8 protein-coding genes are annotated in these 11,737 nt (G+C 74.0%); 6 read left to right on the top strand and 2 right to left on the bottom strand.

Features of this window, described 5'->3' with window-relative positions:
- Window positions 1-22 precede the first annotated feature (22 nt).
- The 6 genes from MNZ29_RS02130 to MNZ29_RS02155 all read left to right on the top strand — a co-directional run bounded on the left by MNZ29_RS02130 (window position 23) and on the right by MNZ29_RS02155 (window position 9,085).
- A complete protein-coding gene (locus MNZ29_RS02130; RefSeq protein WP_242352579.1) occupies window positions 23-1,363 on the top strand; it encodes an OFA family MFS transporter in 1,341 nt (446 codons plus the stop codon).
- Window positions 1,364-1,518: 155 nt separating this feature from the next.
- Window positions 1,519-2,280: a hypothetical protein gene (locus MNZ29_RS02135; RefSeq protein WP_242352581.1), complete on the top strand. Its 762-nt coding sequence runs from the start codon at window positions 1,519-1,521 to the stop codon at window positions 2,278-2,280.
- Window positions 2,281-2,515: 235 nt separating this feature from the next.
- Window positions 2,516-3,862 carry a hypothetical protein gene (locus MNZ29_RS02140; protein ID WP_242334335.1) on the top strand — a complete coding sequence of 449 codons (1,347 nt, stop codon included), beginning with the start codon at window positions 2,516-2,518 and terminating at the stop codon, window positions 3,860-3,862.
- An 84-nt stretch (window positions 3,863-3,946) separates the two neighbouring features.
- Window positions 3,947-6,811, top strand: coding sequence for a DUF748 domain-containing protein (locus MNZ29_RS02145; RefSeq protein ID WP_242352583.1), 2,865 nt, complete (start codon window positions 3,947-3,949; stop codon window positions 6,809-6,811).
- A 323-nt stretch (window positions 6,812-7,134) separates the two neighbouring features.
- Window positions 7,135-8,040: a hypothetical protein gene (locus MNZ29_RS02150; RefSeq protein WP_242352586.1), complete on the top strand. Its 906-nt coding sequence runs from the start codon at window positions 7,135-7,137 to the stop codon at window positions 8,038-8,040.
- A gap of 169 nt (window positions 8,041-8,209) precedes the next feature.
- Entirely contained in the window at window positions 8,210-9,085 is an 876-nt protein-coding gene (locus MNZ29_RS02155) for a DMT family transporter (protein ID WP_242352588.1), read from the top strand.
- A 103-nt stretch (window positions 9,086-9,188) separates the two neighbouring features.
- On the opposite strand, the gene MNZ29_RS02160 is transcribed toward MNZ29_RS02155, so the two are convergent.
- Window positions 9,189-9,671, bottom strand: coding sequence for a hypothetical protein (locus tag MNZ29_RS02160; RefSeq protein ID WP_242352590.1), 483 nt, complete (start codon window positions 9,669-9,671; stop codon window positions 9,189-9,191).
- 570 nt (window positions 9,672-10,241) lie between these two features.
- Window positions 10,242-11,726, bottom strand: coding sequence for a glutamate synthase subunit beta (locus MNZ29_RS02165; protein ID WP_242334320.1), 1,485 nt, complete (start codon window positions 11,724-11,726; stop codon window positions 10,242-10,244).
- Between the last annotated feature and the right edge of the window lie 11 nt (window positions 11,727-11,737).

The following is an 11,737-nucleotide window of genomic DNA, read 5'->3' on the forward strand; positions in this document are numbered from 1 at the left end:
CGCTCCGCCGGAGGGAGACGTCATGACGTCGAATCGGTGGCTCATCGCCGCAGCGGGCACGGTCGCGATGGCGTGCCTCGGCACGGTTTACTCCTGGAGCCTGTTCACCCAGCCGCTCATCGCGGCCTTCCGCTGGTCCAACACGACCACCACCTGGACGTTCGCGCTCGCCATCCTGTTCCTCGGGATCGGGGCGGTGATCGGCGGGCGCTGGCAGGACGCGAAGGGACCGCGCCCGGTGGCGGTGACCGGCCTCGTCCTGTGGGGGCTCGGCAACGTGCTCGCAGGGCTCGGCACGACCGCGCTCGGCGCGCCCTGGATCTACTTCACCTACGGCGTCATCGGCGGGCTCGGCCTCGGCCTCGGCTACGTGACGCCGGTCGCCGCGGTGACGAAGTGGTTCCCGGACCGCCGCGGGCTCGGCAGCGGCATGGTGGTGATGGGCTTCGGCCTGGGCGCGTTCTTCTACAACAACGTCCTCAAGGCGATCCCGGCGTTCGCCGGCGCGTCGCGCGAGGCGGGGCGCGTGCTCGCCGCCCGGGCCGCAGGGGAGAGCGACGCGGTGCTCTCCGCCGGGGCGACCGGCACGCTCATGCGGACGTTCATCGTGTCGGGCGTCGTCTTCGCGATCCTCGGCGGGCTCTGCGCGCTCGTGATCCGGAACCCGCCGCCCGCCGCGGTCCCCGCGGCCGCGGCCTCGCCCGCCGTGGCCTCCCGCGCCACGCGCGACTACCCGCCCTCGGAGGCGCTCCGGACCCCGCAGTTCTGGGCGCTCTGGATGATGCTCTTCCTGAACGTCACCGCCGGCATCCTCTTCATCTCGAACGCGGTGCCGATCATGCGCGAGCTCACGGGGACCTCGCCCGAGACGGCGCTCGCGGTCTACGGCTTCATCGCGCTCTTCAACGGGCTCGGCCGGTTCTTCTGGGGCGCCGTCTCCGACCGCATCGGGCGGAACGCCGCCTACCTCCTCATCTACGGCTCGCAGGTCGTCATCTTCTTCGTGGTGGGCGGCATCCACGCCCTGCCGGTGGTGGCGATCCTGTTCGCGGTGGTGCTGCTCGACTACGGCGGCGGGTTCGGGACGATGCCGTCGTTCACGGCCGACTACTTCGGCACGAAGTACATGGGCGTGAACTACGGGTGGATCCTGCTGGCGTGGGGCGTCGGGGGCGTCGTCGGCCCGATCTTCGTCGCGCTCGTGAAGGACGCGACCGGATCGTTCTCCGGCGCGCTGCCCGTCATCGCGGTGGTGCTGTTCGTCGCGGCGATCCTGCCCATCGTGACCCGGCGCCCCGGCGCGGAGCGCGAGGGCGCGGGCCGCTGGGCGCACCTGTTCCCGAACCGGCGCGTCCACGCCTGAGCGCCGCTCGCGCCTCGCTCGACCGCCGCTGCCCCCGGCGCGGGGGGAGGAGGAGCCTCGACCTGGCGGGCGCCGCCCGCCCGCTGCCCCCGCCGTCCGGCCCGGCTCGCACGGCACCGTCGCGGTCACCACCTTTACGCGACGGAGGGAGACGAATGGCATCTTCTTGGACTCGAAGTGCGTATCTCGCCGCTGGCGCGGCGGCCCTGCTCGCCGCGGCTTGCCAGCGGGGCGACGACCGGAGGAAGGCGAGCAGCCGCGGCGACACCGGCGGCGCGGTCGCCTCGCAGGAGCAGGCCGAGAAGGCGACCGAGTCGTCCGCGAAGACGCAGAAGAAGGCGGCCGACGAGCAGAAGCAGGTGGCCGACGCGCAGAAGGACGTGAGGGAGAAGGAGCAGGAGCTCCAGAAGGCGCGGGCGAAGGAGCAGAAGGAGCTCGGTGAGGCGCAGGGCGCGCAGCAGCAGGCCCGGCAGTCGAACCAGCAGGCCGCGCAGGCGACCGCGAACGCCCAGCAGCAGGCGGCGCAGGAGCACGAGCAGCTCGCGAAGAGCGAGCAGGAGCGCGCGCAGCAGTCGGCCCAGCAGCCCACCGGCGCCCAGCCGCAGCCTCCGCCGGCGAGCCCCGCGGGCGGGGCGGCCGCCGAGCGCACCGCGAGCGGCACCGTCGTGAGCGCGAGCGCGCAGGAGGTCGTCGTGCGCCAGGGCGGCGCCGAGCCGGACATCAAGCTCCGCGTCGGCCCGGATACACCGGTCCTCATCGACGGCCAGCAGCGCACCGTGAGCGACCTGAAGGAAGGGACGCAGGTCCGGGCCGCGTTCACCGAGCAGGGCGGCGCGCCGCAGGCGCTCCGGATCGAGGTGCAGGGAGGCGCGGGCGGACAGCAGGGCAGCTCGCAGCAGGGCGTCCCCCAGCAGTAGCGCTGAGCCGGTGCGGGGACGACGGCGGGGGCCGCGCCTTTCGTGCGCGGCCCCCGCTGCGTTTTTGGGGGCACGCTCGAGACCCGACCTTCGACGACCGCGACCCCGACCGCGACGATCCCGCCCGCTGAAACCTCCTTCCGCCCCCCGCATCCAATCCCTCGACTGCCACCCGCTGCCGCGCCCCGCGGCTCGGGCGGCTTTGGGCGCTGAGCCGCGCCTGGAGGAGAGATCCATGAGACGTGCCCTCGCCGCAGCCGTCCCGCTCGCAGCCCTCGCCCTGTACCTCTCCTTCCCGAAGGCAGCCGGACCGCAGCCCGCCCGCAGCAGCCATCACCCCGCGCGCCCCGCGGCGGAGGACCCGATCCTCGATCACGCCGACCGGCTGCTCGACGAGGGCCGGCGCGTCTTCCGCGACGAGACGTTCGGCGACGAGGACTTCTGGGGCGGGCAGCTCCGGCTGCACGAGGCCATCGCGGGGCAGGCGAACGGGGGCGTGGGGCCGGGCCTCTCCCCGCGCGCAGCGCTCTCGCTCGGGCTCAAGGTGGACGCCGGCGCCGTGCCGCCGGCGACGGCGGAGGCCGTGCGCAGGGGCGAGGTGAACCTCGACGATCCCGCCGTGACCGTGGCGCTGCTCCGCGCGGACGCGGTCCTCGGCGTGAAGGGCCAGTTCGACGACGCGGGCACGCTCCGCTCGGTGGGGATCACCTGCGCGCTGTGCCACTCGACCGTCGACGACTCCTTCGCGACGGGCATCGGCCGGCGGCTCGACGGCTGGCCCAACCGCGACCTCGACGTGGGCGCGATCGTCGCGAGCGCGCCCACGCTGGCGCCGTTCGCGGCGCTCCTCGGGACGGACGAGGACACGGTCCGCACGGTGCTGCGGAGCTGGGGGCCGGGCCGCTACGACGCGGAGCTCGCCCTCGACGGCAAGGCGTTCCGCCCGGACGGCAAGACCGGCGCGACGCTCCTGCCCGCCGCGTTCGGGCTCGCCGGCGTGAACCTGCACACGTACACGGGCTTCGGCTCGGTGACGTACTGGAACGCGTTCGTCGCGAACACGCAGATGCACGGCAAGGGCACGTTCTTCGACCCGCGCCTCGCCGACGCGACGCGCTTCCCGATCGCCGCGAAGGCGGGCTTCGCGGACGTGCGCTCGACGGACGACCGCATCACGCCGAGGCTCGCGGCGCTGCACTTCTACCAGCTCGCGATCCCGGCCCCGAAGCCGCCGGAGGGCTCGTTCGACGCCGACGCCGCCGCGCGGGGGAAGGCGGTCTTCGAGGGCAAGGGGAAGTGCGCCACCTGCCACGTCCCGCCGCTCTACACCGAGCCCGGCTTCGCGATGCACACCGCGGCGGAGCTCGGGATCGACGACTTCCAGGCGAGCCGCTCGCCGGAGCAGCGCTTCTACCGCACGACGCCTCTCGCCGGCCTCTTCACCCGCGCCAAGGGCGGCTACTACCACGACGGCCGGTTCCCGACGCTCGAGTCGGTCGTGGCGCACTACGCGGACACGCTCGGCCTCGAGCTCACGCCCGACGAGCGCGCCGACCTCGTGCAGTTCCTGCGATCGCTGTGAGGCGCGCCGGATCGCCGCGGCTCGGCCGCGCCGCGCCGAGCGGGGCCATTGCGCGTCGCGGGCCTCCGATGGTTAAAAGGCGCCATGGTAGCCCCTTCTCCCACCCCCGCCCGGCGGCGGCGGCTCCTCCGAGCCGCCGTCGTCGTCGCCGCGATCTTCGTCGCCTACACCGCCCTCGGCTTTCTCGCCGCACCCGCCCTCCTCCGGCGCGTCCTCGTGAAGGAGGGCTCGGCCGCGCTGCACCGCCAGGTCACCGTCGCGAAGGTGGGCGTGAACCCGCTCGCCCTCTCGATCACGATCGAGGGGCTCGCGGTCGCGCATCCGGACGGAACGCCGTTCGCCGGCTGGGAGTCGCTCTACGTGCGGCTCGCGCCGCAGCGGCTCGTGCTCGGTGAGGTGGGCCTCGCGGAGATCCGCCTCGTGAAGCCGTCCTTGAACGTCGGCCTCGATCGCAAGGGCGCGCTGACGTTCCAGGACCTGCTCGAGCCGGAGGCCCCGCCGGCGGCACCCGCCGCGCCCGCGAAGTCCGGAGGTGGACCTCGCGTCTCCATCGGCCGGCTCGCGGTGGAGGAGGCGCGCGTGGTGTTCCGCGACGCGACCCGCAGCCCCGCGTTCGACACCATCCTCGGCCCCGTCACGATCCGGCTCGACTCGTTCCGGACGCGGGGCGGGGGAGACAGCCCCTACGCCTTCACCGGCACGACGGAGTCCGGCGAGACGTTCAGCTGGACGGGCACGGTGCGGACGGAGCCGCTTCGTTCGGCGGGGACGCTGGCGTTCGAGGGGATCCACCTCCCCAAGTACGCGCCGTACATCCAGGACGAGCTCCCGGCGGATCTGCACGACGGGCGCCTCGCCTTCGAGACGCGCTACGAGCTCGAGTGGGGCACCGCCCGGCGCGTCCTCGCGCTCGCCGGCGGCAAGCTGACGGTGGACCGGCTCGCCATGGGGCCGCGCGGGGTGGCCGACGCTGCCGTGAAGCTGTCGCGCATCGAGGTGTCCGGGATCGAGGTGGACGCGCTGGCACAGCGAGCGAAGATCGACGAGGTCTCGCTCCGCGGCGGCAAGGTGCGCGTGCTGCGCGAGGCCGACGGGAGCCTGGAGCTCTCGCGGATGGCCCCGCCCCCGTCTCCGCCGTCCCCGTGGAAGTGGTCGATCGGCGCGCTGGCGGTCTCCGGGCTCGCCCTGGACCTCCAGGACCGCACCCCGTCGCGGGCGGTCGCCCTGCCCCTCACCGACGTGGCGCTCCGGATCGAGCGGCTCCGGCCCGAAGCGGACGCGACCTGGCCCGTCTCGCTGTCGCTCGTCTGGAACGGGCGCGGCCGGCTCGCCGTGAAGGGTCCCGTCCAGCCGTTCGCGAGCAAGGGGAAGCTCGAGGTGGACGCCGCCGAGCTCGACCTCGTGCCACTCCAGCCCTACCTCGAGCCCGACGTCACGGCGCGGCTCACCGGCGGGCGCGCCGGCGCCCGGGCGACCGTGGACTTCGACGCGTCCGGGAAGGCGCCGCGCTGGACCTTCGCCGGCGACGTCCGGCTCGACGGGCTCGCGGTGGCCGAGAGGGGCAACGAGGACCTCCTGCGCTGGCGATCCCTCGAGGTCACCGGGATCGACGCCGCGTCCACGCCGCCGCGCGCCTCCGTGCGGCTCGTCCGCCTCGTGGAGCCGCGGGTGAAGGCTTACGTCTGGGAGGACGGCGCGACGAGCTTCGCGCGCGCCCTCCGCGCGGCGCCAGCGCCCGCGCCGGGGAAGCCGCCTCCCCCTCCCGGCCCGGAGTGGCGGACGGCGATCGGAGCGGTCCAGGTGGTGCGCGGGCGCGCCGCCTTCGTCGATCGCTCCGTGAGCCCGCCCGCGATCGTGAACGTCACCGGCGCCGACGCGGCGGTGGCGAAGCTCTCCTCGGATCCGCGGGTGCGGTCCACCGTGGACGTGAAGCTGCAGGTGGAGGGCGCGTCCCCCGTGCGCATCTCGGGCACGCTCAACCCGCTGCAGAAGGAGGCGTTCACCGAGCTCGTCGTCGCCTCGCAAGGCGTGGACCTGTCGCCCTTCGCCACCTACTCGGGCAAGTTCCTCGGTTACGGCATCCAGAAGGGCAAGCTCGACCTCGACCTCCGCTACAAGATCGAGAACCGGAACCTCGCCTCCACGAACGTCGTCAGGGTGAACCAGTTCACGCTCGGCGACCCCACGAACAGCCCCGACGCGACGAAGATCCCGGTGCGGCTCGCGCTCGCGCTCCTCCAGGATCGCGACGGGGTCATCCTCCTCGACGTCCCGATCGAGGGGAACCTCGACGACCCGAACTTCCACCTCGGCAAGGTGATCTGGCGGACGGTCCTGAACGTGCTCGTGAAGGTCGCGACCTCGCCCTTCAGCGCGCTCGCCGCCCTCGCCGGAGGCGATCACGCCGACCTCTCGCTCGTGGAGTTCGCGCCCGGCGCCGCCGAGGCCTTGCCGAGCGCCCAGGAGCGGTTCGGGCTCCTCGCGAGGTCGCTCGCGCAGCGGCCGGCCCTCGGGCTCGAGCTGGAGGGCTCCGCCGATCCCGACCAGGACGGCCCCGCGCTGCGGCGCGCCGCCCTGGAGCGGTCGCTCCGGCGCGCGAAGGCTGCGTCCATGCGGCCGCCTCCGCCGTCCGCAGACGAGGTGACGCTCTCGCCCGAGGAGCGGGCCCGGCTGGTGCGCGCCGCGTACGACGCCGCCTTCCCCGCCGCGCCGCGGAAGTCCGGCGAGGCTGCGGCCGCGCCGCCCTCGCCGCAGGAGATGGAGGAGCGCCTCGCCGCCGCGGTCGAGGTGCCGGCCGAGGCGTACCGCTCGCTCTCGGCGGAGCGGGCGCAGCGCGCGCGGGAGGCGCTGCTCGCGGCCGGGATCGACCAGGGCCGCCTCTTCCTGACGCAGGGCGGAGAGCGCGCGGAGAAGGAGAAGGGCGCGCGCGTGTACTTCACCGTGAGGTGAGGGACGCCGCCCCGCGGCGCCGCCCGGGAGCTCGCTCCTCCGTTGGCGAGCTCACGCCCGAGGAGCGCGGCGGGCTCGCACGGGGCCGGGGTCGCCGTGACCGGGTTGCAGGCGTACGGCTCGCAATGCCCGCGGCCGACGGCCCGGCAGCAGTAGAGGCTCCGGCGATCCCGCCCGACGAGCCTCATCTCCCAGCCGGCGGCGTTCACCTCGAGCACCCCGAAGCCCCACCGCTGCGACCAGTACAGCGACCGGCCGCCCGCGAAGGGCCCGGCGAACGGCTTGGGGTGCGTCGAGGAGGTCGAGGCGGCGATGAACTCGTCGTGACCGCGCGCCGTGCGGAGGTGCTGCAGGTCGTGGGCGTGACCGGCGAGCCACCCCGAGATGCGGTCCCCCATCGCGTCCTCGAGCTGCCGCACCCTGCGCACGTACTCCGGCTGGCGGACCATGGCGGCGCGGTTCCGCGGGTCGCCCGCGACGTCGGCGTAGTAGTGCCCCACCACGAAGCAGTGACGCTCGCCTCCGCAGCCCGCGGACGCGCGGCGGACGAAGTCGAGCTCGTCCTCCCACCGGAAGCCGCCGTAGTCGCCCGCGAGGAGCAGCGTGTCGATCACGATGAGCCGCGCCGGCCCGCGCTCGACGACGTAGTGCCTCCCGGGCATCCTCCAGTGCGGACCCTGGTGCTGCACCTCGAGGCACGCCTTCACGCGCTGCTCGGTGGCGGGCGGCCCGCGGAGCTCGCGGCGGCACGGCCCGTCCACCCTCACGTCGTGGTTCCCGATCGCGAGGTACACCGGGACGGGCTCGCCGCCGCGCGAGAGCCCCTCGAGGCGGCGCTCGAACGACCGCGCGAAGCGCCCGTCCGCGCCGATGTCCTGCCCGGGGCGCACCGTGTTCCCGTCCGCCTCGAAGGCGCAGCTCGCGGCGTTGCGGACGCGCGGGTCGGGGCCGCAGGCGTAGAGGTTGTCGCCGACGTGGATCGCGAGGTCGAACGGAGCGGCGGCGTTCTCCGCCAGCATCGCGCGCGCGACGGCGCCCTGCTGGGGGGTGATCGCCCCGAAGTCCCCGAAGAAGAGGATGCGGATCGCCGGGGGCTCGAGCGGCGCGGCCGCCGGGAGCACCTTCACCGCGCGCCGCTCGACCCTGTCCTCACGCGAGGAGACGCACGCGACGGAGGCGAGGACCGCGACGACCACGAGGGCGACTCGCGCACGCATGGAGAACAGTGACGTAGCGGAACGGCGTGCCGCGCGCACGCCCGGCGGGCGCCGCGTCCGGGGCGGAGGCGAACGCAGCGGCGCACGCGCGCGTCCGGGCGGCGCGTTATGGTCGCCCGGCCGTCCCTCTCCCTGGAGGCCAGAGTTGCAGGAACCCAGCGATCCGGCCGATCGGGCCCGCATGAGGGCGCCCGCCGCGCCTGGCGCGGCTCGACCGCCGCCTGCCGCGGTCGCCCTGCTCACCGCGGCCGCGCTGGGCTGCTTCGCTGCGAACTCGCTCCTCGCCCGCGCGGCGCTGCGGGGGTCGCTCGCGGACCCGGCGAGCTTCACGGGCCTCCGGATCGTCTCCGGCGCGGCCTTCCTCGTCGCCCTCGCCGCGGCGCGTGGCGGGCGGCGGGGCAGCGGAAGCTGGGCCTCGGCCGCCATCCTGGTCGTCTACGCGGCGCCGTTCTCGTTCGCGTACGTCCGCCTCCCGACCGGCGCGGGGGCGCTGCTCCTGTTCGCGGCCGTGCAGGTGACGATGATCGGCCTCGCCGTCGCCCAGGGGGCTCGCCCCGCGCCCAGGCAGTGGGTCGGGGTCACGATCGCGCTCGGCGGGCTCGCCGCGCTGACGCGACCGGGCGCGCACGGCGTCGAGCCGGCGGGCGCGGCCCTGATGATCGTCGCGGGCGCGGCGTGGGGCGTCTACAGCCTGCGCGGCCGATCGGCCCGCGATCCGCTCGCCACGACGGCCGACAACTTCGCCCGGGCGGCGGCGCTCGCGCTGCCGCTCGTGGGGGCCGCCCTCGGGGCGTGGGGCTCGCGGCTCACCGCGGCCGGCGCGGCGCTCGCCGTCGCCTCCGGCGCGCTCGCGTCCGGCGGCGGTTACACGCTCTGGTACGCGGTCGTGCCGGCGCTCGGCGCGACGCGTGCGGCCGCCCTCCAGCTCGGCGTGCCGGTGCTCGCGGCGGTGGGCGGCGTGGCGCTCCTCGGCGAGCGCCTCACGCCGCGGCTCGTCCTCTCCGCGGCCGCGATCCTGGCGGGGATCGCGCTCACCCTCGTGCCGCGGCGCAGCTGAACCGGGAGACGGGCGACCGCCGCCTCGCGCCCGACGTGCAAGCTCGAGGAGCGGCGGGGCGGGTGCCCCCATCGAGAGATGCACCCGCCGGACACCAGTCTGGCTAAGGACAGCTATACAGGGAGTCGAAGTTGGTGCTGCAGTTCAGCGGGGTACCCGGATAATACTGGTACGCGCACACCTCGACGTTCGTGAAGTCGATGGTCATGGGCGGATTGCACGACGGAGTCATCGTGGCGTCGAGGTTGATGGAGAACTGAAGGTTCCCGCTCGACACGAAGTAGATCCCCTGCGCCTCGACCGCGGTCACGTCCGGTGTGTCGTTCTTGTTGTTTGCCTTCGGAGCGTTGTTCCCGGGATTGATGCACTGCGCGTCCGCCGTCACGACGACCGTGACCTGGCCGTTGTCCGGTAGCCCGAGCCCCACGTCCTTGCCCGCCACCGTCAGCGTGTCTTCGTCGTAGCAGCTCGCGCTGAGATTCTGGAAGTGCGGGCTCCTCGCCCACGCAGCGGGCGCGCCAAGTCCTAGCGCCAGCACGGCCGCGCCCATCGACCACCTCACCCACGTCTTCAGATTCACATCCATACGACCTCCTCACCGCGCGCCGAGAACGTCGCGCGCGAACCTTCCTGCGTAGCCGGGCGCGGGGTCGCTCCGACGCGCGCGGCGCAGGAATGGCGATTGGCAATAGCTGGTGGTCGATGAGACTGTGCGTCGAGGCGCGCGCATTGAGAAGGAGTCTCGGCGTGCGTTCGCCCATTTCTGATGGGTCGGCCCGCATCGTGGAATCTGAGACGTATGCCTTCGACGGGGCAGGCACGCCCAGCGCTCGAGCCGCGTCGACGCCGCGGCCCTGCGGCCGAGCGCGTCGCGTGCGTCCGCGGCACTGCGAGCTCGGCGTGGCAGCGCGCGGGACCTCGGCGCGGGAGCCGCTCGGCTCGGATGACCGGCTCGCGCCGAGTTCATCTTACGGTGAACGCCGTACGATCCGCGCGGGACGGCCCGCGCTCGAGCAGAAGCTCGAAGCCTCCCTCACCGCGGAGGAGCGGCGCACGCGGTCGCCGCCGCGCCGCGGCGGCGCGCCCTCACTGCGCGCGCGAGCGAGCCGCGCGTCGTCGGGCCACGGCCGCACCCGGCGAACGCGCGCCGCGACGGCTACGGAAGCACCGTCTCCCCGTACGACAGGTAGCGGTCGACGCCCTGCGCCGCCTCCCGCCCCTCGCGGATCGCCCAGACCACGAGCGACTGGCCGCGCGACATGTCGCCCGCCGCGAACACGCCGGGGACGCTCGTCATCTTGCTCTCGTCCGTCCAGACGTTGCCGCGGTCGTCGAGCTTCACGCCCAGCTGCTGCAGCATGGGCTTCTCCGGCCCCACGAACCCGAGGGCGAGGAGCACGAGGTCGGCCGGGACGACGCGCTCCGAGCCGGCGACCTCCCGAGGGCCGAACCGGCCGTCCGGTCCCTTCGTCCACTCGACGTCCACGACGTGCAGCTCCTTCACCCTGCCCTGCGCGTCGCCGACGAAGCGCTTCGTCAGCGCCTGGAAGCGGCGCGGGTCGGCACCCCAGAGCTCCTTCGCCTCCTCCTGGCCGTAGTCGAGCTTGAGGACCTTGGGCCACTGCGGCCACGGGTTGTCGGCCGCGCGCTCGAGCGGGGGCTGCGGGAGGATCTCGAGCTGCACGACGCTCCGCGCCCCGTGGCGGATCGACGTGCCGACGCAGTCCGTGCCGGTGTCGCCGCCGCCGATGACGACGACGTCCCGGCCCTTCGCCGAGATGAACCGCCCGTCCGCGTGGCGCGAGTCGAGCAGCGACTTCGTGTTGGCGTGGAGGAACTCCATCGCGAGGTGGATGCCCTCGAGGTTCCGCCCCTCGACCGGGAGATCGCGCGCCTGCGTCGCGCCGCCCGCGAGGACCACCGCGTCGAAGTCCTTGAGGAGCCGCTGCGCGGGGATGTGCTTGCCGATCTCGGTCTCGGTGACGAAGCGGACGCCCTCGTCCGCGATGAGCTGCACCCGCCGCTCCACCACCGCCTTGTCGAGCTTCATGTTCGGGATGCCGTACATGAGGAGCCCGCCGGCGCGGTCGGCGCGCTCGAACACCGTGACGGTGTGCCCCGCCTTGTTGAGCTGCTGGGCGGCCGCGAGGCCCGCCGGGCCGGAGCCGATGACGGCGACGCGCTTCCCGGTGCGCGCGGCCGGCGGCTGCGGCTTCACCCAGCCCTCGGCGAAGGCGCGCTCGACGATCTCGTGCTCGATGAGCTTGATCGTGACGGGCGGCTCGTTGATGCCGAGCGTGCAGCTCCCCTCGCAGGGCGCCGGGCAGACGCGCCCGGTGAACTCGGGGAAGTTGTTCGTCTTGGCGAGCCGGATGTACGCCTCCTGCCACTGCCCGCGGTAGACGAGGTCGTTCCACTCCGGGATGAGGTTGTTCACCGGGCACCCGGCCGCCATCCCGGCGATGAGCGTGCCGGTGTGGCAGAAGGGGATCCCGCAGTCCATGCAGCGCGCGCCCTGTTGCCGGAGGGTCTCCTCCGCGTACGGCGGGTGCGCCTCGCTCCAGTCCCCGATCCGCTCGCGCGGCGGCCGCTCGTGCTTCGGCTCCCGCGGGTACTCCATGAATCCAGTCGGCTTTCCCATCGCTGTCTTCC

The organism is Anaeromyxobacter sp. SG64, assembly GCF_022690745.1.
Lineage (GTDB): Bacteria > Myxococcota > Myxococcia > Myxococcales > Anaeromyxobacteraceae > Anaeromyxobacter > Anaeromyxobacter soli.